The following is a 21,760-nucleotide window of genomic DNA, read 5'->3' as shown; positions in this document are numbered from 1 at the left end:
TTACGGGGTTATTCCAGCTCGAACGCGCCGGTGTACAGCTGGTAGTACTTGCCCTTCTGGGCGATCAGCTGCTCGTGGTTGCCGCGCTCGATGATGCGGCCCTGCTCCAGCACCATGATCACATCGGCGTTCTTTACGGTGGAAAGCCGGTGGGCGATCACGAATACGGTACGGCCGGTCATCAGGGCGTCCATGCCCCGCTGCACAATGGCCTCGGTGCGGGTGTCGATGCTGCTGGTGGCCTCGTCCATGATCATAACCGGCGGGTCTGCCACCGCGGCCCGGGCGATGGCCAGCAGCTGCCGCTGGCCCTGAGACAGGTTCGCGCCGTTGCTGGTGAGCATGGTGTTATAACCCTCCGGCAGGCGGGTGATAAAGTCATGGGCGCCCGCCAGCAGGGCGGCAGCCTTGCACTCCTCATCGGAGGCATCCAGATTGCCGTAGCGGATATTGTCCATCACAGTGCCGGTAAACAGGTTGGTGTCCTGCAGCACGATGCCCATGCTGCGGCGCAGGTCGGCCTTTTTGATCTTGTTGATGTTGATGCCGTCGTAGCGGATCTTGCCGTCCGCAATGTCGTAGAACCGGTTGATCAGGTTGGTGATGGTGGTCTTGCCCGCGCCGGTAGCGCCCACAAAGGCCACCTTCTGGCCCGCCTCGGCATACAGGGTCACGTCGTGCAGCACGGTCTTGTTCGGGGTGTAGCCGAAGTCCACGTCGAACAGGCGCACATCGCCCCGCAGACGGGTGTAGGTGACGGTGCCGTCGCTGTGGGGATGCTTCCAGGCCCACACGTTGGTGCGCTCGGCGCACTCGGAGAGGCTGCCGTCCGCGTTTTCCTTCGCGTTCACCAGCGTCACATAACCGTTGTCCTCCTCGGGCTTTTCATCCAGCAGGGTGAAGATACGCTGGGCGCCCGCCAGGCCCATGACCACCGCGTTGATCTGCTGGGACACCTGCATGATGCTGCCAGCGAACTGCTTGGTCATGTTCAAAAAGGGCACCACGATGCTGATGCTCAGTGCCAGGCCGGAAATGCTCACATTGGGTACGCCGGCCATGAGCAGGAAGCCGCCGGCCACAGCCACGATCACATAGATCACATTGCCCATGTTGTTCAGGATGGGGCCCAGAATGTTGGCAAACTTGTTGGCGCTTTCCGAAGCGGCGAACAGGGCGTCGTTGCGCTTGTCGAAGTCGGCCTTGGCCTCTTCCTCATGGCAGAACACCTTGACCACCTTCTGGCCGTTCATCATCTCTTCCACGTAGCCTTCCATGGCGCCGATGGCCTCCTGCTGGCGCAGGAAGAAGCGGGCGGAGTTGCCGCCCACCTTTTTGGTCAGCCAGGCCATGACCGCCACACCGGCCACCACCACAAGGGTCATCCACAGGCTGTAGTACAGCATGATGCAGGTCACGCTGGTCATGGTAACCAGGGTAATGGTGATCTGGGGGAAGCTCTGGGAAACCAGCTGCCGCAGGGTATCGATATCATTGGTGTAGTAGCTCATGATATCGCCGTGGTTGTTGGTGTCGAAGTAGCGGATGGGCAGATCCTGCATACCGCTGAACATCTTGACCCGCAGCTTTTTCAGAAAACCCTGGGTGATGATGGCCATCATCCGGGTATATGTAAAGGCGGAGATGAGCGCCAGCAGATACATGACCACCAGAACGCTCACCAGACCCATGATCTGGCCGGAGGCCGCGGCCCAGTCGCCGCTCTGCCAGTTGGCCTCGATCACCGCAATGACCTTCTGCATGAATACCGAGGGGATGGAGCTGATGATGGCGCTGAACAGAATGCAGCACACCACCACCGGCATCATGACCGGATAGAAGGAAAACAGCGTTTTAAAAATGCGCAGCAGGGTGCCCTGCTTGCTGATCGTCGGGTTGTTATGCATTCTCCTGCCCTCCTGCCTTGTTCTGCGAGGTATAGACCTCACGATAGATTTCGCTGGTCTCGAGCAGCTCCTTGTGGGTACCGATGGCGCTGATGGCGCCGCCGTCCAGCACCAGAATGCGGTCCGCATCCTCCACCGAGGAGGTGCGCTGGGCAATGATGATCTTGGTGGTCTCGGGGATGAATTCCCGGAAGGCCTTGCGGATCAGGGCATCGGTCTTGGTGTCCACCGCGCTGGTGGAGTCGTCCAGAATCAGGATTTTCGGCTTTTTCAGAAGAGCCCGGGCAATGCACAGCCGCTGCTTCTGGCCGCCGGACACGTTGGAGCCGCCCTGCTCGATGTAGGTGTCGTATTTTTCGGGGAAGCGCTGGATGAACTCATCCGCCTGTGCCAGGCGGCAGGCCTCCTCCAGCTCGGCGTCGGTGGCATTCTTGTTGCCCCAGCGCAGGTTTTCCTTGATGGTACCGCTGAACAGCACGTTCTTCTGCAGCACCACAGCCACCTGGTTGCGCAGCGCCTCCAGGTCGTAGTCCCGCACGTCGTGGCCGCCCACCTTCACGCAGCCCTCGGTGGCGTCGTACAGGCGGCTGACCAGCTGGATTAGCGAGGACTTGGAAGAACCGGTGCCGCCGATGATACCGATGGTCTCGCCGCTTTTGATGTGCAGATCAATGTCGGTCAGGGCCATGCGCTCCGCATGCTCGGAGTAGCGGAAGCTCACATGGTCAAAGTCGATGGAGCCGTCTGCCACTTCGGTGAGGCCGTTCTCGGGGCTTTTCAGGGTGCTCTCCTCCTGAATGACCTCCAGAATACGGTGGGCCGACTCGCTGGCCATGGTAATCATCACAAACACCATGGAGAACATCATCAGGCTGCTCAGAATCTGGAAGCTGTAGGTCAGCAGAGCAGAGAACTGGCCCACGTCCAGCGCAAGGCCCCGGGTGGTGATGATGGTGTAGGACCCGAAGGACAGCACGAAGATCATTACCACATACAGGCTGAACTGCATCAGAGGGTTGTTGAAGGCCAGAATCTTTTCCGCCTGGGTGAAGTCCCGGCACACATCCTCGGCCGCGGCGGCGAACTTCTTCTCGTAGTCCTCCCGCACATAGGACTTGACCACCCGCATGCCCTGCACGTTTTCCTGAATGGAATTGTTCAGCGCGTCGTACTTTTTAAACACCCGCTTGAACAGGGGCATTACGGTGCGGATGACGCAGAACAGGCCGATGCCCAGAATGGGGGCCACCAGCAAAAAGATCTGCGCCATGCGCCCGCCCATCACAAAGGCCATGGTGAACGAGAAGATCAGCATCAGCGGGCAGCGGATGGCGGCACGCACGATCATCATGTAGGCCATCTGCACGTTGGTGATGTCGGTGGTCAGACGGGTGACCAGAGACGAGGTGGAAAATTTGTCGATGTTCTGGAAGGAATAGTCCTGAATTCTGTAGAACATATCCTTGCGCAGGTTGCGGGCAAAGCCGCAGGAAGCGGTGGCCGCATACTTGCCCGCCAGCACGCCGAAAAACAGCGAAAGGGCGGCCATGGCCAGCAGCACCGCACCGTACTGCAGAATGGTACCGAAGCTGCAGCCTGCCTTGATCTGGTTTACCAGCTGGGCGATCACAAAGGGAATAATGCATTCCATCAGCACCTCAAGGGACACAAAGATCGGCGCCTTGATGGACACGCCCTTGTATTCCCGGATGGATCGCGCGAGTTGTTTGTACATACCTTTTTTCACTCCTCCTGTTCCTTTTCCCAAAGGCGGCTTATGCCGCCCCCCGCCCATTGCTTGCGCGCGCAAACAGTGTGCGGGCGATAAAAAGAGCGCAAGTCCAGGCCGCTGCCGGGCTTACGCTTTTGGCTTACTTGCCCTTATTATACCTACTATAATAGGAGACTGTCAACAGAAAATCCGCGGGCTTTTATGAAATTTCGCCAATTTGCACTGGATTTTTTCTCTTTTTTGCACTATTGTCCACCCCGGCAGGCCCTGCCGCTCTTTACAATCCCAAACTGTATTTTTATAATAAGACTAAACGTTTTTTTTTGCAAAAGGAGGGGTGCCGCTTGAAGCTGCCCAAACGCTGCCGGCTGGCTGCCGCGGCACTGGCGCTGACGCTGTGCGCGGGCTGCGGCTCCGCGCCGCCATCCCAGCAGATCGAGAGCATTGCCCAGAACGCGGCCCCCAGCGCCGCTGCCCCCGTCCAGTCCGAGGGCGGCGGATTTGTGGCCCCCGAGCCGCTGACCGCCACCTTTGATGAAGCCGCCGCCCAGACCGACAACGACGTTCTGTGGGACACCAGCCATCTTGCCCAGGGTTATGTGGCAGTGCGTACCAGTCAGCCGGGCAAGATCAAATTCCTGCTCACCTATCAGGGCGACACCGGCGGCGTACCCAGCCAGTATTCCTATCTGATGCCTGCGGACGGCTCGCCCGCCATCATCCCGCTGCAGTTGGGCAGCGGGGATTACGAACTGGCGGTCTGCCAGAACATTTCCGGCGACAAATACGCCTACCTGAGCCGCCAGACCGTGACCGCCGCGCTGGAGGACGACTTCGCACCCTTTTTGCGGCCCAGCATCTATATCCCCTACACGCCGGACTCGGCCTGTGTGGCCAAGGCCTCCGAGCTCACCGCCGGCGCAGCCGACACGGTGGACGCGGTGGGCCGCATCTACGATTACATTGTAACGAACATCGACTACGACACCCCCAAGGCCGAGAGCATCGGCACCGATTACTACCCCGACCCGGACGAGACCCTTGCCACCGGCAAGGGCATCTGCGTGGACTACGCGGCGCTGGCCGCCGCCATGCTGCGCAGTCAGGGCATTCCCACCAAGCTGATCACCGGCTATGTGGCCCCGAACGATCTGTACCACGCATGGAACATGATCTGGCTGGAGGAAACCGGCTGGATCACCGTGGAATTCGAGGTGAAGCCCGGGGTCTGGAACCGGGTGGACACCACCTTCGCCGCCGGGGGCGCCGGCAGCCAGTACATTGGCGACGGCAGCAACTACACCGATTTCCGCACCTACTGAGGGAGGCAGACACAATGGCAAAGAATGAACTGAACAGCCTGGCTGTGAGCGCGTTTTGTGAATCCATGGCCATGATGCTGGAGGCCGGCATCCAGCCGGACGAGGCCGCGGCCCTGCTTGCGGAGGACAGCGGCGCCGGCCAGCTGCAGCAGGCGGCCCGCTCCATGCAGAAATCCCTGCTGCTGGGCGAGAGCCTTTCCCAGGCAGCCAAGACCTGCGGCATGTTCCCGGACTACGCGGTGCGCATGATTGCCGCGGGCGAGGTGAGCGGCCGCACCGACGGCGTACTGCGCAGCCTGGCCCGGCACTATGCCAGCCAGGACCAGCTGCAGAAAAAACTGAAAAGCGCGGTGTTCTACCCCGGCGTGCTGCTGGGGCTTACCGCTGTGATTCTGGCGGTGCTGGTGGCCAAGGTGCTGCCGGTGTTCACCGGCGTATACCAGAGCCTGGCCGGAAGCCTGGCCGGCTCCTCCTACGGCTACATCCGCTTTGCCTATGTGGTGGGCTGGGCCGCGCTGGCGGTTACCCTGCTGCTGGCCGCCGCGCTGGCAGCCGGGCTGATCCTCAGCCGCAGCACATCCGGCGCCCACCGGCTGGCCCGGATGTTTGAGGTGGTGCCCTTCACCGCCTCCGCCGCCCGCAAGCTGGCGGTGGCCCGGCTGGCCAGCGCCCTTTCCCTGTTCCTTGCCAGCGGCGTGGACGCGGACACCGCCCTCACCGCCGCCAGCGACATGGTGGAGCATCAGGGGCTGCGCGCCCAGCTGCAGGCCTGCCATGAGGAAATGCAGAAGGGCAAGGGTCTTTCCACCGCGCTGTTCGAGCAGAAGGTATTCGAGCCGCTGTATGGCCGCATGCTCATCAGCGGCGCCCGCAGCGGCCAGGCCGACACGGTGCTGGCCCGGCTGAGCCAGCTGTTCACCCAGGATGCGCAGGCCGCCATGGATGCGCTGATCGATTCCATCGAGCCCATTCTGGCCGCCTTCCTCACGCTGGCGGTAGGCGTGACCCTGCTGGCCGTGATGCTGCCGCTCATCGGCATTCTGGGCTCCATCGGCTGAACCATACATAGGGAGGGGTTTGGATGTATCACATCAAGCGGGTGCTTTCCCTGCGCGCCCGGCTGATTACCGCCGCCGTGCTGCTGGCGGTGCTGGTGCTGGCCGCGCTGGGCCTGATGCTGGGTTCCCGGCAGGTGGGCCGCGATCTGGACACTGCCAGCGCCCAGGCGCTGCGGCAGGCGGTGCTGCAGGCCGCAGTGCAGTGCTACGCGGTGGAGGGCAGCTACCCCGCCAGCCTGGATTATCTGGAAGAAAACTACGGCCTGTTGGTAAACCACGACCGTTTTATCGTTACCTACGAGGCCTTTGCCTCCAACCTGATGCCCCAGGTAAACGTGCTGGAACGGGCCTGAAGCGCCCGGGAAAGGAGAGTTGAGGGATGGAACACAAGGACCCCGGCCGTCTGGCGCCGGTGCTGGCCATGGCCCTGTTCGGGCTGATGCTGGCCTGCGTGCTGGGCCTGATGGCTCTGGGCAGCGGCCTTTACGGCGGCGTGACCCGGTCCATGACTGCCAACAACGCCGCCCGGGCCAGCCTGCGTTATCTCACCACCAGCGTGCGCGCCGCCGACGCGGAAAACAGCCTGCGGCTGGAGGACGGGCCGGAGGGCGTGATGCTGGTGCTGGCGGAGCCGGACAGCGGATACGAGACCCGGATTTATCTGTGGCAGGAGCAGCTGGTGGAGGAATACGCCCCTTCTGGCAGCGAGCCCTCGCCGGAAAACGCCCAGCCTGTGTGCGCCTGCACCCGGTTCGACGCGCAGCTGCAGCAACGGCTGCTTGTGCTGACCACGGATCAGGGCACCGCACGGGTGGCTCTGCGCTGTGAAAAGGGAGAATGAACCATGAAACACCGCAAAAACACCGCGTTCTTTGTTGAGGCGCTGCTGCTCACCCTCTTTGTGCTGGCCCTCAGCGCCGTGCTGGTGCGGCTGTTCGCCGCCGCCCGGATGCGTTCGGCTCAGGCCGAAGCGCTCACCGCGGCCCAGCAGATTGCCCAGAACGTGAGCGAAAGCTTTTACGCCAGCGATTCTGCGGAGCAGTTCTGGCAGCTGGCAGGCATTTCGGAGCCGCCCGCCGACGGCCAGCCGGTTTCCCTGACCGTGGATGCACAGGGCCTGCCTGACCCCATCGGGGCCTATTTTCTGGAGCTTACACTGGAGCAGACATCCTCCGACGCCGGGCAGATGGCCCGGCTCACCCTGCGCCTTGCCGACAGCGGCGGTCAGCCGCTGTATGAGGGCACGTTCGACCATTATCTGCCCGGGGCCTGAACGGCCGCCGAAGCCTGTTTTGTAAGGAGGTAGTTTGCGTGGAGCGTCATACCGTTCCCCCCATCCGCACCGGCGCGCTCACCCTGCTGATCGCGCTGACCGCGGTGTGCCTGGCCGTGCTGGCCGTGCTTTCCTTCACCACGGCGCAGGCGGATCTTTCGCTGGCGGAAAAATCGCTGGAGCGCTTTTCCCAGGACGCCGTGCTGGAAAACGAGGGCCAGCAGTGGCTGGCCCGGCTGGATGCTGCCCTTGCCGCCGGGCAGGATGCCGCCGCTCTGGGCCAGACCGGCGAGGGCGGCGCAATCACCGTGACCCTCACCGGCGAGGAGGGCCGCACCCTGACCATTGCCGCGCTTCCCACGCCGCAGGGCCCCGGCCGTTATACCCTGACCCGCTGGCAGTACGGCCAGCAGCGGGATTTTGACACCGGCCCCCAGCTGTGGGACGGCAGCTTCTGACCCGCATGATTTTCGGAACATTTGAAAAATCCCCCGGTTCAAACAGGAGGTTTGTTTTATGGAGATGGAAGTTGTTCTGCGCCGCGCCATTGAGGTGCGGGCATCGGATATTTTTGTGGTGGCCGGCCTTCCGCTGACCTATAAGGTCAACGGCCGCCAACTGCGGGAGGACGAGATGCTCACCCCCGCCGACACCGCCCATCTGGTGGAAGGCATCTACGCGCTGTGCGGGCGGGACGTGAACCGCTGCGCCGCCGAGGACGCGGACGATGACTTCTCCTTCGCCATTCCCCATCTGGGCCGCTTCCGGGCCAACGTGCTGCACCAGCGCGGCAGCCTTGCGGTGGTGCTGCGGGTGATCCAGTTCGGCCTGCCCGACCCGGATGCACTGGGCATTCCGGAGCAGGTGATGGCCGCGGCGAAAAAGCTGAAGGGGCTGGTGCTGGTCACCGGGCCTGCGGGCAGCGGCAAATCCACCACACTGGCCTGCCTGATCGACTCCATCAACCGCAACCGGGAGGGTCACATCATCACCATGGAGGACCCCATCGAATACATCCACCGGCACCAGAAGTGCATCGTGACCCAGCGGGAGATCGGCAGCGACAGCCCCAGCTATGTGCGGGCGCTGCGCAGTGCACTGCGAGAAAGCCCGGATGTGATTCTGCTGGGCGAGATGCGGGACCATGAAACCATCGAGGTGGCCATGACCGCCGCCGAGACCGGCCAGCTGCTCTTCTCCACCCTGCACACCACCGGCGCAGCCAGCACCGTGGACCGCATCGTGGACTCCTTCCCCGCCAGCCAGCAGCATCAGGTGCGCATTCAGCTTTCCATGGTGCTGCAGGCGGTAATCAGCCAGCAGCTGGTTCCCACGGTGGACGGCGGCCAGACCGTGGCCTTTGAAGTGATGTACACCAACCCGGCCATCAAGAACATGATCCGGGAAGCAAAATCCCACCAGCTGGACGCCGCCATTCAGGCCGGCTCCGCCGAGGGCATGTGCACCATGGACACAAGCCTTTTGCGCCTTTACCAGCAGGGCCGCATCACCCGGGACACCGCTCTTACCCATTCCATCTATTACGAAGCCATGGAAAAGCGTCTGGCAGCGCTGTCCATGCTGTAAATCCATCATTTTGCCCCCATTCCTTCGGGAACGGGGGCTTTTTTGCGCCATTTTTGCACAATCGTCCTCCCCTGTGTTCAAATCAGTTCTTTTCCGAAAAAATTAGTTGACTTTATCAGGTATTATGAATATACTTGACTATGTCAGATAAATCAATCGCACGGCGGACTTTCCCCACGCCGTGCCCACTACCGGCCCCGCCCCGGGGCCCTGCATAAGAAAAGGAGAATGTAACATGAAAACTTCCACCAAGATCTGGCTCTGGTTTGCTCTGGTGCTCTGCGCCGCCACCACCGTGATGAACGCCTGCTTCGGCCGCTGGCCCTCCGTGATCGTGGCCATTGTTTCCCTGGCCGGCCTGTGCATGGTGCTGTTTGCCAAAAAGAAGGCGGGCTTCACCCTGATGTGCTGCTGCTGTGTGGTTTCCTTCTTTGTGGCTGTGCTGGGCAGCCTGGGCCAGCCCGGCCTGCTGGTGTCCATCCTCATGTCGCTGGTGGGCAGCCTGCTGGTTCCCGTGATCACCTGGCTGTTCCTGCGCCGGGACTGGGCCAGCCTGAACTGACCTTTTTCTCCCCATTTCATACGAACCATGACAAAAGGGCCGCTGAACCATCAGCGGCCCTTTTGCCTGTGCCCGCTCCATCGCAAAATCTGCTATAATAGATTCCGAACGTTTTAACTCATCCCCAACTGAGGTGTTTTCATGAATCAGGAGCAAGTCCGGGTGCACCGGACATTGAAGGATATTTTCGGCTACGATGCCTTCCGCCCCGGCCAGCAGGAGGTGGTGGAGGCTCTGCTCGCCGGCCGGGACGTGCTGGCGGTGATGCCCACCGGCGCGGGCAAATCCATCTGCTACCAGCTGCCGGCGCTGCTTTTGCCCGGCATCACCGTGGTGGTCAGCCCGCTGATCAGCCTGATGCAGGATCAGGTGCAGGCGCTGATCCAGATGGGCGTGCGGGCGGCCTACATCAACTCCTCCCTCACCGAGAACCAGTGCCGCAAGGCGCTGGCCAACGCCTGCGACGGCATGTACAAGATCGTGTATGTGGCCCCGGAGCGGCTGCTAACCCCGGGCTTTCTGCGGTTTTCCCACAGTGTGCAGATCTCGCTGCTGTGTGTGGACGAGGCCCACTGCGTCTCCCAGTGGGGGCAGGACTTCCGGCCCAGCTACCTGCAGATCCGCCAGTTTGTGGACCAGCTGAACCAGCGCCCGCCGGTGGGGGCCTTCACCGCCACCGCCACCCAGCGGGTGAAGGACGACATCCGCCAGCTGCTGGCCCTTCGCCAGCCGCTGGAGCTGACCACCGGCTTCGACCGGCCCAACCTGTTTTTCGAGGTGCAGCGGATGGAGGAGCGGGAGAAGTTCCCCTGCCTGCTGGCCTACCTGAACGACCGGCCCCAGGCCACCGGCATCGTGTACTGCTCCACCCGCAAAAAGGTGGACGAGGTGTATGAAAAGCTGGACGGCCAGAACATCCCGGTGGCCCGCTACCATGCGGGCATGCCCCCGGAGGAGCGCCAGCGCAGTCAGGAGGCCTTTCTGTTTGATCAGGTGCGGGTGATGGTGGCCACCAACGCCTTCGGCATGGGCATCGACAAATCCAACGTGAACTTCGTCATCCACTACAACATGCCGCTGGATCTGGAAAGCTATTATCAGGAGGCGGGCCGCGCCGGGCGGGACGGTCAGGACGCGGACTGCATCCTGCTCTACTCCGCCGGGGACGTGCGCACCGGCAATTTTCTCATCGACAACAGCGAACCCGCCACCGGGGCCAGCCCGGAGGAGGTGGAAACCCAGATTCTGCGCCAGAAGGACCGGCTGCGCCAGATGACCTTTTACTGCCACAGCCGCTACTGTTTGCGGGGCGAGATTTTAAAATACTTCGGCCAGCGCACCGGCCGCGAGGGCTGCGGCGCCTGCTCGGTCTGCCGGCCCGACCTGCAGCGAGCCTCGGTGGTGAAGCTGGCGGCGAAGAACGCGGCAAAACTGAAGGCCATCGAGGAAAAGGACCTGAATGCGGATCATCTGCAGCAGCTGAAGGACCTGCGGCTCAAGCTGGCCCGGCAGGCGGGCGTGCCCGCCTTCGTGGTATTCACCGACGCCACCCTGCGGGCCATGTGCGCCCATCTGCCAAAGACCCGGGAGCAGCTGCTGGAGGTGCCCGGCGTGGGCGTGCGCAAATGCGAACAGTACGGCGAGGAATTCCTGGACCTGCTGAACACCTTTGAAAAGGAGTGAGGACCCCATGCGGCTCACCGTACCCGACTATTACGACCGGTTCCGGTGCATCGCCTCCCGCTGCACCGACAACTGCTGCATCGGCTGGGAGATCGGCATCGACCCGGCCGCGCTGGCGGATTACCAGTCCCAGCCCGGCGCCTTTGGCGACCGGCTGCGGGCGGCCATCCAGCCCGGCGACCCGCCCTTTTTCGCCCTGACCAAAAGCGGCCGCTGCCCCTTTCTGAACGAAGAGAACCTGTGCGACATCTACCGTCAGCTGGGCGAAAGCCACCTCTGCGCCATCTGCGACCAGCACCCCCGGTTCCACAACTGGTTCGGAACGGAAAAGGAAAGCGGCTTGGGTCTGAGCTGTGAGGAAGCCGCCCGGCTGATCCTCTTCTCCGCCCCGCCCCGGCTGCTCTGCCGCGAAACGCCGGAAGCCCCGGACCCCGACACCGAACTGGACCCGGAGCTGCTGGCCGGGCTGCGGGCGGTGCGCGAGGCCGCCTTCTCCATTCTTGCGGAGCCCTCCCTGCCCCTTGCCCACCGGCTGGCGCTGCTGGCTGCCCTGGGGCAGGATCTGCAGCACTGGATGGACGCCGCGCCACAGCAGGCAGCCGCCGAAGGCTGCACCGAAACCCGGCTGGTGGCGGATGCGGCCCTTGCACTGGCGGCGTTTTACGGCGACCAGACCGGCTGGCCGGGGTTGATCGATCAGCTCACCGAAGCCATTCCCGAAGCAGACCTTTCGGAATTTCTTGTCCCGCTGTTGGAGATGCTGGAGAGCCTATCCCCCAACCATGCCCACTGGCCGGAGCGGCTGGCCGCTTTGCGCAAGGCGCTGCCCCACCGGCTGGCCCGCCCCTTGTGGGAAAGCCCGGAGCAGGAGCAGGCGGCGGCGAACGCAGCCCACTACATGCTCTACCGCTATTTTCTGCCCGCCGCCCGGCAGGGGGATGCCCTGTGCGGCCCGCTGCATGCCATCGCGGCGGCGCTGCTGATCCCGCTGCTGGCGGGCGAAGATGCCGCCGAGTCACGCGCCGCGCTGATCCTCGCCGCAAAGGACTATTCCCGGGAAATCGAGTATGCGCCGGACAATCTGCGTGCGGTGGATGAGGCCTTCTGGCAGGCGGACTGGGCCGCGCCCGGCCTTGTGATCGGCGGGCTGCTGGGCCTGCACTTTTAAACCCAACAAAAAAGAGCATCGGTTGGCCACTTCTGGCACAAACCGATGCTCTTTTCTTACGTCAAATAACGCAAGACGGTGCTCAGCCCAGCCCCGGAACCTTCTCCTCCAGCCGGAACATGGTGAAGCTGGCGGTGGCCAGCAGCCTGCCCTCCTGATTGGTGATGGTCACTCGGTTCACGCAGGTGCTGCGGCCGGCATGCTCGCTCACCGCCTCCACGGTGAGCAGATCGCCGGGGCGGCCCGCCGCCAGATAGTTCATGCTGGCCTGCAGCGTCACATGGGCATACCCGCCCGCGCAGGCAGCCAGACCACTGCAGCTGTCGCACAGGGTATACAGCCAGCCGCCGTGGGCATTGCCGAAGGCGTTTTTCGCGTGGTCGGTCACCGGGGCCTGAATCCGGGCCAACCCCGGCTCACAGGCCAGCACCTCCACCTGATCCAGGCAGGTCACCGGCTTCAGCCGGGCGCGGGCAAACGCCAGCATTTCTTCCTTATTCATTGATTTTCGCTCCTTTGCTGTTGGCGCCTCAGTGCTGGGCGCCCTGCCGATCCAGCAGGGCGGTGGCGTCCCGGATTACCTGCTCGTCGCCCCCGGCCCGCTTCAGCGCCAGCCGGGCCAGCTCCACCGCTCTGTCCTCATTTCGCTCCACGCCCTGACCGCTCTCATACAGCAGGGCCAGCGCCAGCGCACAGTCGCCGCCCTCGGCGCATTTTTCCACGCCGATGCGGTAATAACCCGCCGCGGCCACCGGGTCGCCCTTTTCCTGATGGTACATCTCGCCCAGGTTGAACCAGGCCATGTCGTTGCCGCTCTCGCCCGCAAGCCGGTAGAGCTTTTCCGCCATATCCAGATTCTTTTCCACGCCCCGGCCATAGCGGTAGCACTCGCCCAGATTGTTCACGCCGTTGCGCCAGCACTCCCGCTCGGGCAGGGTCTGCTTGAGCAGGGCCTCGTACCACTTCACCGCCCGGGCGTGATCCGCCTCACCGGCCAGCCCCTCATCCAGGAACCAGGCCGCATTGAACTGGGCTTCCGGATTGCCGCCGGCTGCGCCCTTTTCAAACCATTCCAGTGCAGTCTGCAGGTTCAGCTCCACGCCTTCGCCCCGCCAGTAGCACTCGCCCAGGCAGTTCATGGCCTTGGCAAGGCCCCGCCCGGCCGCCTGCCGGTAAAGCTCCAGCGCCTTGTCCAGATCCTGGGGCACGCCCCAGCCCTCCTGATAACAGATGCCCAAATCACACACCGAGCTCATGTAGCCCTGACTGGCCGCACGGCGGAACAGCTCCACCGCCTTTTCCTTCCGGTCCGGCCCGTCCGCGCCGGGCTGACCCATCCGATAGCACCAGGCAAGATTGTGCATGGCCCGCAGATGGCCCTGATCCACCGCCTTCTGATACAGCTCCACCGCCTTGCGGGGATCCTTCTCCACGCCGGTGCCGGTGTCGTAGCACCAGGCAAGGCTGCACTGGCCGTCGGAATCGCCGGCCTCGGCCGCCCGGGCATACATCTGCGCCGCCTTCACCGGGTCCCGGTCGGTGCCAAGGCCCATCTCGTAAAAATAGCCCGCGTTGTACACCGCGGCAATGTGGCCCTGCGCCGCCGCCAGCTGGTACTGGTGCAGCGCAGTCTCAAAATTGCGTTCCACGCCCCGGCCCCGCTCGTAGCATACGCCCAGGCTGAACTGGGCGGCGGCATAGCCCTGAAAGGCCGCGTCGCCAAACAGACGGGCGGCACGCTTCTGATCCTTCTCCACACCGCGGCCATCCTGATACAGCGTGCCCAGCAGGTACTGGGCCCGGGCAAAGCCCTGGGCCGCGGCCTTTTCCAGCCAGTAGGCTCCCTGCGCCGGATCCGGCGCCATGCCCTTGCCGGTGATGTGCAGCACCGCCAGATTGCACTGGGCGGGCGGGTAGCCCTTGTCCGCCGCCTGCCGGTAAAGCCAGGCCGCCTGGGGCAGATCCAGCTCGGTGCCCTTACCGAATTCGCAGCACCAGCCCAGGGTGCACAGGCACCACACGTCGCCCAGCGCCGCCGCCTGACGCAGCGCCGGCACCGCCGCCGCATAATCGGTGGGCTGGGTCAGGAACAGCTCCTGCGCCTGACGGGCCAGCCGCTCCCGTTCGTTTGCATCCAAGATCATTTGGTTCTCCTTGCTTGTATGGGGCGCTGCCCGCCCCGGTGTCTTGTGGGATATGGTTTTATTTTACACCCTTTCGCCCCAAAAGGCCACCTTCACCGTCCCGGGTCAGAACAGCCCTTCCGGCAGGCGGATGTCGGTCTGGGGCACCTTTGCCCAGTCGAACACCGCCAGCAGCTCCTGCGGCGTGGCCGGCTCCGGCGTTTCCAGAAGCCCGGCCAGAAAGGCCAGCCGCCCGATGATTTCGGGTGCGGTGTAGCGGCTTTGCAGCTGCTCCAGGCTCACATCCCCGTCCCGTTTGGAAAGCCGTCGCCCGTCCGACGCCAGCAGCAGGGGCAGGTGGTAAAACCGGGGCGCGGGCAGACCCAGCAGCCGGTAAAGATACAGCTGGCGCGGGGTGCTCTCCAAAAGATCCGCCCCCCGCACCACCTGGGTGACTCCCATCAGCGCGTCATCCACCACCACGGCCAGCTGGTAGGCAAACACCCCGTCCGACCGGCGCAGCACAAAATCGCCGCAGTCGGTTTTCAGGTTCTCCCGATAAAGGCCCAGATGGCCGTCGGTAAATTCCACCGTCTCGTCCGGCACCACCAGCCGCATGGCAGGCTTGCGCTGTGCCGCCTTCTCCCGGCGCTGGGCCTCCGTCAGCCGGCGGCAGGTGCCCGGGTAGACCGGCGTGCCGTCCTCCCGGTGGGGGGCGCTGGCGGCGTGCAGCTGGGCACGGCTGCAAAAGCAGGGATACACAAGGCCCTGCTTTTCCAGTGTTTCAAAATAAGAAAGATAGATTTCGTCCCGCTGGCTCTGGTAGTAGGGGCCGTCCGGCCCGCCTTTCGAGCCGCCCTCGTCCCACACAAGGCCCAGCCAGGCAAGATCCGCTTCCAGCTGATCCGCATACACCCGGGGGCAGCGGGCTTTGTCCAGATCCTCAATGCGCAGCACCACCCGGCCATCCGCCTGCCTGGCGCTCAGCCAGGCCAGCAGGCTGCACATCAGATTCCCCAGATGCATCCGCCCGGAGGGGCTGGGGGCAAACCGCCCGGTTTCACTCATGCTGTTTTCTCCCCCTCTGGCCGCGCTTGAGCTGCGCCGCCCGCTCTTTCTGCTCCGGCGTAATCCGGTAGCTTTCCCGCATCTTCTGCAGGGCCTTGTTCCACACCTCGTCCGGGAGCTCTGCCCTCTCCATGGCGGCGATGGTCCGGTCAAAATCCGTGACCGCGAACACCGAGTAGCCCCAGGCCACACCCATCCAGGCATAGTAATCCGGCTGGCGGATGCGCTGATACTCTGCAAAGCAGCGCTCCAGTTCCTCAGGCCGGTTGAAGTGGGTCAGCAGCAGCACCGCCGCGAACCGGGCCTCGAACTCCCGCGCCGAACCGGTATATTGTTGAATTAAGCTAAAATATTCCTCTTTGTATACTCTCGCTTCCCGCAGCCCGGCGCAGAAGCTGTCGCACACCGCCCAGTTGTCGATGCAGGGCACGAACTGCCGCACCAGCTCCAGCCGCTCGGCCAGGTCCATTTTTGCCTTGCCGATGAGCATGCCCCGCAGCAGCACTTCCTCAAAGGTCTCGTCCGGCGCGGCCAGCTCGGCGCGCCAGTCCTCCTTTGCCAGTCGGGCGGCAGCCTTGCGCAGCAGCGGCAGCCGCACGCCCAGATAGTTTTCCACACCGGGCATCAGCTTGTGTTGAAACGCCCGGTAGGCCGGGTCTGCCTGTGCAGCCAGCCGGGCCCGGGTTTCGCCGGTCACAGGGCCACCTGATAGCAGCCGTCGCCGGTGCAGCGAATCTCTGCACGGAACCAGGCGGCGCAGGCGTCCGCCAGCCACTGGGCGTCCTTCGCGCCGGTCAGCTCCACGCAGGAGTGCATGGCCAGCTGGGGCAGGCCGATGTCCGCCATGGGCACGCTCACCTGTGCGCCCAGCAGATTGCCCAGAGTGGAGCCGCCGGGCAGATCGGGCCGGTTGTAGTATTCCTGCACCGGCACCTGCGCCGCATCGCACAGGCTGTGGAACACCGCACTGGTCACGCCGTTGGTGGTGTATTTCTGGCTGGCGTTGAACTTGAGCACCACGCCCCCGTTCACCCGCACCGGGCTGGCCGGGTCGCTCATCTCGGCAAAGTTCGGGTGGATGGCGTGGCCGTTGTCCGCGCTGAGCAGCAGGCTGTTTGCCAGTGCACGGCGGCGGTCGGCCTCGCTCTCGCCCAGCGCCTGCCCGGCCCGGGCCAGCACATCCGGCAAGAAGCTGCCGCAGGCACCCTGCCGGGTGCCGCTGCCCACCTCCTCATTGTCGAACAGGCACCACACCCGGCCCTGACGGCCCGCCGGTGCGCCCAGGAAGCCCCGCAGGGTGGCCCAGGCACAGCCCAGATCGTCCAGCCGCGGGCAGAGCAGGAACTCCTCCTCGCCGCCCACGGTCTGGCCCTTGTCCTTGCAGTACAGCTGTACGTCCGTGCCCAGAATGTCCCCGGCAGCACAGCCCGCGGCCTTTGCCAGCAGATCGGTGTAGCAGGCATTTTTGTCCGGCCCGGCAAAGATGGCCTGCATGTCCTTTTTCAGGTCATACTTGTGGCCGTCGTTCACGGTACGGTCGAAATGGATGGCCAGATGAGGAATCACCGCGCTCACGCCGGCCAGATCCACCAGACGGCTCTCCACGCCGGTTTCGGTCTTTACCAGCACCCGGCCCGCGATGCCCAGCGGCCGGTCCAGCCAAGCCGAGCGGATCATGCCGCCGTAGCCCTCGGTGTTCAGCATGGTGAAGCCCGCCTGCTGGCCCGCGCCCTTTACCTTAAAGGAGGGGCTGTCGCTGTGGGCGGCGCTCATCCGCCAGCCCGCGCCTGCGGCCTGCGGCATCACAAAGGCGATCAGGCTGGACTGGTTGCGGGTCACATAGTATTTTCCGCCGGGCACAAGGCTCCAGCTCTCGGTCTCGGTCAGGGGTGCGAAACCCGCCTCCTCCAGCCGCCGGGCACTTTCGGCCACCGCGTGGAAGGGGGTGGGGCTTTTTTCGATGTAAGCAAACAGATCCTGATGGATTGCCATAACAGTCATTCCTCTCTGAAAAAGCGTTTTGTCTGCTTTCGATTATACGGCGGCGGGGCGCTGCCCGTCAATGCAGCCTTGCCAAGGGCGGGCAAATTGGTTACAATCAGGGTAGAAAGACCGCCTGTTTTATCCGAACCTTTGGGAGGTGCCTTATATGAAACTGTTCCGTGTTGCCGACGATTACTGCCGTGCTTCCAGCTGGAAAACGCTGGCGCTGGTCAAATTCTGCCTGTTCTCCGTGGGGCTTATCTGCGGCATTCTGCTGCCCCGCCGCTGGCAGCGGCCTGCCATTGGCGCAGCCGGGGCGGTGTTTGCAGCCACCTACATTCCCCTGATGGCCAGCTTCTTCCGTTTCTGGGCCAGGGACAAAGACTGAGCCGCACGCCGGAAAGGTTCCCGTTATGAAAAAACTTCTTCTGCTGATGCTGTCCCTCACCCTTGCCGCCGGGCTGTGCGGCTGCGAAAAGGGCCTTGCCCCCATGCAGCTGCGCGCCGCCCCGGTGAGCGAAGAGACCCGGCAGGTGCTGGAGCTCACCGACAACGAGCTCACCCTATGGGAATACCGCACCGACGGCGGCGCCTACGATATCACTATGAACTTCTGGGTCTGCCGGGACGGCAGCTGGGAAAAGGCCCAGTTCTACCCCGGCGCGGCAGCTTCCGAAGGCCGCTTCGGGGTGCATGTGACCAGCACCAAGGTGGAGTACATCACCCTTGCGGAGGATGGTACCTGCCGCTACGGCACCGATTGCCCGGTGGATGTGACCAGCCAGTCCGGCACATGCAGCTATTCTTCCCTGACCGGGGAATCGGTGATCGAGCCCGGGGTGGAGATTCCGCTGCTGGCCCGGCTGGGCTGGGACGAATCCTCCGATCCGGTGCCCACCGACTGGCAGAATTTTCAGGACAGCGGCTGTGACACCGGCGTGGCAATCACCGTCCTCTTCACCGAAACCGCTGAAAGCTGAACAAAAACAAGAGGAGCCGCCCGGCCGGGCGGCTCCTCTTGTTTTGTTTGTGCAATCAATATGAGATGGCGATCAGCCCGCGGCCTGCTCCAGGCACTGGGCAACCGCCTTCTTGATGCGGTTGGAGGACAGGGTGGCACCGGCAACGCCGTCCACATCCAGAGAGTTGTTCTCCACAATGGCGGCGGGCACCTTCTCCAGCGCGGGGCCGGCGATGGCCTCGGTCTCCTTGTTCTCGGTCACTTCCACAGAGGCAATCTTGCCGTCCGCAATGGTCACGGCCACGGTCATGGGGCCTTCCTGGCCGTCCACGGTGGCGGTGTAGTCGCCGTCGGTCAGGGTGGCGCTGCTCATATCGAACAGGCTGTCGCTGGCAGCCTTCTCCTTCACGAACAGCTCCTCGTCCAGAATGTTGGAGGCAGCCTTCACGGTGTAGCCGGTGGCCAGCTCGCCCTTCATCACGTTCTGGGCAGCGATGCGGCCGAAGGTGATGGGGCCCATCACGCCGGTACCGCCGGACACGAACTTGCCCCAGATGCCGCCCACAACCTCACCGGCGGCGTACAGGCCGGGGATGGCGTTGCCGCTCTCGTCCAGCACCTGCATCTGCTCGTTGGTGGTGATGCCGCCCAGGGTCATGACGCACAGCGCGTGCAGAGGCACGGCGTAGAAGTGGTCGCCCTCGATCTTGTTCACGGCCAGCTTGTAGGTGTCGCGGCTGTCGTCGTAGCTGCGGCCGAACTCGTCGGTGCCGCCCTCTTCCACGCTCTGGTTGTAGGCATCCACGGTGGCGATCAGGTTCTCGGCAGGCACGCCGATCTTCTCGGCCAGCTCCTCCAGGCTGGAGGCCTCCTGCAGCACATGGTGGCCCATGGAATCCTCGCTGCCGAACATCAGGTCATACATACCGGCGCCCTTGTTGGCCCGCAGATCCTCCAGAATCTTGTCGGTGTAGATGTCGTACTGCACGGCGCCGGGCTGCTCCTCCAGAGCCACCTCACGCACGGAGGGATTGGACTCGCACTCGTTCACAAAGCGCTCGCCGTTCTGGTTCACCACGATGCCGCCGGCCTTCCAGGTGTAGGTGGAGGCGATGGTGCCGGTGGTGGGGTTGTCGGCGCTTTCCAGGCCCATGGGGAAGGTGGGGATGTAGCTCATGCTCTCCTCGTTCAGGGCAGCGCCCACCTTCTGCATCAGCAGCAGGCCGTTGCCGTCCGCGGTGGCGGGGCCACCGATCAGGTAGTCGGCGCCGTTCTCGGCGTACTTGCCCATCAGTTTGGAGTTGGCGGAGTAGCCGCCGGTGGCCACGATGATGCCCTTGGCGGCATCAAAACGGGTCAGATCACCGGTGTTCTGATCCTCACCCACCACGCTGAGCACCTGGCCCTGATCGTTGGCCAGCAGCTCGATGGCCTTGGTGTTGTAAACGATCTCGATCTTGTCGTTGGCCTTCACCACCTTGTCCATCACCTCGTGGGCGGCGGACTTGTAGTTGGCGGTATCCTTGGCCTTGGTCTTGTAAGTACGGGGAATGGAGTACAGGGCGTGCTCGGGAGCGAACACGGCGCGCTTGCCCTCAGCGTCGGTATTGAAGGTATACTCGCTCAGGCCGTTGTCCCACAGCCACTGGAAGGCATTGATGTCCTCGGCCACGAACTCGCGCACCATGGCCTCGTTGGGCTTGCCGCCGAAGTCGCTGCCGGTCTTCAGGATGTCCTGCACGAAGCTCTCCTGGCTGTCCTCCACGCCGTCCTCCTTCTGGATGACGCTCTCGGCGCAGGCCATGCTGCCGTTGGTGTAGTTCAGCGAGCCGCCGGTCTTGCCGGTGACCTCCAGAATGATGACCTTCTCCGCGCCGTTGGCGGTGGCCTCACTTGCGGCGGACAGGCCCGCGCCGCCGGCGCCGATGATCACCACATCAGCGGTCTCGGTGGCAGCATACTCCGCCTCGGTCTGGGCCTGGCTGGACGCAGCCTGGCTGGAAGCAGGGGCGGACGAAGCGGTCTGGGTGCTGCCGCAGCCGGCCAGGCTGGCCGCCATGCAGAGCGCCATGAGCATTGCGATCACGCGTTTCATTTGGTTTCCTCCGTTGTTCCTTCTGTTTGTGGGCGGGACGGCTGTTGGAGCCCCGCGGTTTTGCCGGTCTTTGGGCGGGCGCTGTTCTTCCCGCCGTCAGACTGTGCTTTGATTATATCAGTTGTTAAATTTTGAACACAATCCGCTTTTCGGCCCAAAACCGAATAAAATCATTCCCAACTGCGGCAATATCCTGTTATGATAGAAGAAAAAGGAGGTGATGGCTCATGCAGGCCTTCCGGCCCAACCCCATCGTGCGGGACGCACTGAGCGAAACGCTGGAGAATTTCCGGTTCGACATCCGCCATCTGGGGCTGTTTCGCAGCACGCCGCCCCATCCGGCCAAAACCACCGTGGGCGTGAGCTACAAGCTGGTGTTTCTGTTCCATGGGCAGGTGCGGTTTGAATCCGCTGCGCTGCGGTTTCTGCTGGCACCCGGGGATGTGCTCATCGTGCCCCCCTTCGTGCGCTACACCGCATCGGGCGAAGGCGAACAGCCTATGGAATACGGCTACGCCTATTTCGATTTTGCGGATCCTGCCATGGAAACGGATTTCGCCACTCTCTTCGCCTGCTCCGCACCGGTCTGCCTGCCCGGTGTGCTGGACGAATTCCACCGTCAGGCCGCCCATCATCTGATCGACCAGCTGGACCCGCAGGCACCCGGCGCTCACCTTACCGCCCACCTGATTCTGGAGCATCTGATGCTGGGCATGCTGCGCTGCCAGCTGAACGCCGCCCCGGAGCTGGAGCGGGCGCTGGCAGACCCCAGCGCCCAGCTGGTGCACCGCTGTATCGACGCGCTGCGCCGGATGGAGCCGGCCGATTTCACGGTGAACCGGCTCTGCGAGGAGGTGCACGTCTCTCAGAGCTATCTGTACAAATGCTTCCAGAAGGCCATGAACTGTTCGCCCAACCGGTTTCTTATCCTCTACCGGCTCAAGCTGGCCGAGCGGGAGCTCTGCCGCTCCAGCGCCACCATCCAGCAGCTGGCCGAGCAGTACGGCTACACCAGCGCCGCTGCCTTCAGCCATGTATTCCGGCAGTACTTCGCCGTCTCCCCCGCCGCCTGGCGGAAGGGGCAGCGCAGCGCCATCGAGAAAAAGAGCTGAACAAAAACACCCCGGCAAAAGCCGGGGTGACAGCCTGTCGAAAAAGGTTACCGAAAGGTGGCCTTTTTCTCGTATTGAGGAAAAGAAAGCGGTATAATAGTGTGGGGGGATAAAAATGCTGGTAAA

At 63.4% G+C, this 21,760-nt stretch carries 21 protein-coding genes; 13 read left to right on the top strand and 8 right to left on the bottom strand.

The features are described 5' to 3' along the window. Positions 1-8 precede the first annotated feature (8 nt). Together ACESYO_RS12915 and ACESYO_RS12910 are read right to left on the bottom strand one after the other, a co-directional pair. Positions 9-1,907: an ABC transporter ATP-binding protein gene (locus ACESYO_RS12915; RefSeq protein ID WP_058962616.1), complete on the bottom strand. Its 1,899-nt coding sequence runs from the start codon at positions 1,905-1,907 to the stop codon at positions 9-11. Next, positions 1,900-3,642, bottom strand: coding sequence for an ABC transporter ATP-binding protein (locus ACESYO_RS12910; protein ID WP_373210339.1), 1,743 nt, complete (start codon positions 3,640-3,642; stop codon positions 1,900-1,902). The genes ACESYO_RS12915 and ACESYO_RS12910 overlap by 8 nt, the downstream gene beginning before the upstream one ends. A 341-nt stretch (positions 3,643-3,983) precedes the next feature. On the opposite strand from ACESYO_RS12910, the gene ACESYO_RS12905 reads away from it, so the two are divergent. The 10 genes from ACESYO_RS12905 (at position 3,984) to fliB (ending at position 12,292) form a co-directional block, all read left to right on the top strand. Beyond that, positions 3,984-4,961, top strand: a complete 978-nt coding sequence (locus ACESYO_RS12905) for a transglutaminase-like domain-containing protein (protein ID WP_058962618.1) — start codon at positions 3,984-3,986, stop codon at positions 4,959-4,961. A gap of 14 nt (positions 4,962-4,975) precedes the next feature. Further along, complete coding sequence (locus tag ACESYO_RS12900) at positions 4,976-6,019, top strand: type II secretion system F family protein (protein WP_058962619.1); 1,044 nt, start codon at positions 4,976-4,978, stop codon at positions 6,017-6,019. 23 nt (positions 6,020-6,042) lie between these two features. Next, positions 6,043-6,372 carry a hypothetical protein gene (locus ACESYO_RS12895; RefSeq protein WP_058962620.1) on the top strand — a complete coding sequence of 110 codons (330 nt, stop codon included), beginning with the start codon at positions 6,043-6,045 and terminating at the stop codon, positions 6,370-6,372. A gap of 26 nt (positions 6,373-6,398) precedes the next feature. Then, complete coding sequence (locus ACESYO_RS12890) at positions 6,399-6,860, top strand: DUF4860 domain-containing protein (RefSeq protein WP_058962621.1); 462 nt, start codon at positions 6,399-6,401, stop codon at positions 6,858-6,860. Positions 6,861-6,863: 3 nt separating this feature from the next. Next, positions 6,864-7,292 (top strand): hypothetical protein, encoded by a 429-nt coding sequence (locus ACESYO_RS12885; RefSeq protein WP_058962622.1) that lies wholly within the window; start codon positions 6,864-6,866, stop codon positions 7,290-7,292. A 38-nt stretch (positions 7,293-7,330) separates the two neighbouring features. Beyond that, positions 7,331-7,750, top strand: coding sequence for a hypothetical protein (locus tag ACESYO_RS12880; RefSeq protein ID WP_058962623.1), 420 nt, complete (start codon positions 7,331-7,333; stop codon positions 7,748-7,750). A 58-nt stretch (positions 7,751-7,808) separates the two neighbouring features. Continuing rightward, positions 7,809-8,879 (top strand): type IV pilus twitching motility protein PilT, encoded by a 1,071-nt coding sequence (locus tag ACESYO_RS12875; RefSeq protein WP_058962624.1) that lies wholly within the window; start codon positions 7,809-7,811, stop codon positions 8,877-8,879. Positions 8,880-9,114: 235 nt separating this feature from the next. Further along, complete coding sequence (locus ACESYO_RS12870; protein WP_058962625.1) at positions 9,115-9,441, top strand: hypothetical protein; 327 nt, start codon at positions 9,115-9,117, stop codon at positions 9,439-9,441. A gap of 141 nt (positions 9,442-9,582) precedes the next feature. After that, entirely contained in the window at positions 9,583-11,124 is a 1,542-nt protein-coding gene (locus ACESYO_RS12865; RefSeq protein WP_058962626.1) for a RecQ family ATP-dependent DNA helicase, read from the top strand. 7 nt (positions 11,125-11,131) lie between these two features. Next, positions 11,132-12,292, top strand: coding sequence for a flagellin lysine-N-methylase (fliB, locus tag ACESYO_RS12860; RefSeq protein WP_058962627.1), 1,161 nt, complete (start codon positions 11,132-11,134; stop codon positions 12,290-12,292). A gap of 82 nt (positions 12,293-12,374) precedes the next feature. Here the strand turns inward: fliB and ACESYO_RS12855 are convergent, their stop codons facing one another. The 5 genes from ACESYO_RS12855 to ACESYO_RS12835 form a co-directional block, all read right to left on the bottom strand. Beyond that, positions 12,375-12,794 (bottom strand): PaaI family thioesterase, encoded by a 420-nt coding sequence (locus ACESYO_RS12855; RefSeq protein ID WP_058962628.1) that lies wholly within the window; start codon positions 12,792-12,794, stop codon positions 12,375-12,377. A gap of 28 nt (positions 12,795-12,822) precedes the next feature. Continuing rightward, positions 12,823-14,436 carry a tetratricopeptide repeat protein gene (locus ACESYO_RS12850; RefSeq protein ID WP_058962629.1) on the bottom strand — a complete coding sequence of 538 codons (1,614 nt, stop codon included), beginning with the start codon at positions 14,434-14,436 and terminating at the stop codon, positions 12,823-12,825. 105 nt (positions 14,437-14,541) lie between these two features. Continuing rightward, positions 14,542-15,483, bottom strand: coding sequence for a tRNA glutamyl-Q(34) synthetase GluQRS (gene gluQRS, locus ACESYO_RS12845; RefSeq protein ID WP_058962630.1), 942 nt, complete (start codon positions 15,481-15,483; stop codon positions 14,542-14,544). Beyond that, positions 15,476-16,180 (bottom strand): DNA alkylation repair protein, encoded by a 705-nt coding sequence (locus tag ACESYO_RS12840; protein WP_058962631.1) that lies wholly within the window; start codon positions 16,178-16,180, stop codon positions 15,476-15,478. Before ACESYO_RS12840 ends, gluQRS begins: the two co-directional genes overlap by 8 nt. After that, entirely contained in the window at positions 16,177-17,475 is a 1,299-nt protein-coding gene (locus ACESYO_RS12835) for a M18 family aminopeptidase (RefSeq protein WP_058962632.1), read from the bottom strand. The genes ACESYO_RS12840 and ACESYO_RS12835 overlap by 4 nt, the downstream gene beginning before the upstream one ends. Positions 17,476-17,632: 157 nt before the next feature. Here ACESYO_RS12835 and ACESYO_RS12830 point away from each other — a divergent pair, with 157 nt between their 5' ends. Together ACESYO_RS12830 and ACESYO_RS12825 are read left to right on the top strand one after the other, a co-directional pair. After that, complete coding sequence (locus tag ACESYO_RS12830; protein WP_058962633.1) at positions 17,633-17,854, top strand: hypothetical protein; 222 nt, start codon at positions 17,633-17,635, stop codon at positions 17,852-17,854. A 25-nt stretch (positions 17,855-17,879) separates the two neighbouring features. Beyond that, positions 17,880-18,446: a hypothetical protein gene (locus ACESYO_RS12825; protein WP_058962634.1), complete on the top strand. Its 567-nt coding sequence runs from the start codon at positions 17,880-17,882 to the stop codon at positions 18,444-18,446. Between the two features lie 72 nt (positions 18,447-18,518). Here ACESYO_RS12825 and ACESYO_RS12820 read toward each other — a convergent pair whose 3' ends face one another. After that, on the bottom strand, positions 18,519-20,522 hold the full coding sequence (locus ACESYO_RS12820) for an FAD-binding protein (protein WP_058962635.1): 2,004 nt from the start codon (positions 20,520-20,522) through the stop codon (positions 18,519-18,521). Between the two features lie 227 nt (positions 20,523-20,749). Here ACESYO_RS12820 and ACESYO_RS12815 point away from each other — a divergent pair, with 227 nt between their 5' ends. Beyond that, the gene (locus ACESYO_RS12815) at positions 20,750-21,634 is read left to right on the top strand and encodes a helix-turn-helix transcriptional regulator (protein ID WP_058962636.1); all 885 of its coding nucleotides are present in this window, start codon (positions 20,750-20,752) and stop codon (positions 21,632-21,634) included. The last annotated feature ends 126 nt before the right edge of the window (positions 21,635-21,760 follow it).

This window comes from Allofournierella massiliensis (assembly GCF_964241245.1).
Lineage (GTDB): Bacteria > Bacillota > Clostridia > Oscillospirales > Ruminococcaceae > Allofournierella > Allofournierella massiliensis.
Note: the sequence above shows the minus strand (reverse complement) of the source record. Positions and strands in the feature narration are given on the sequence as shown.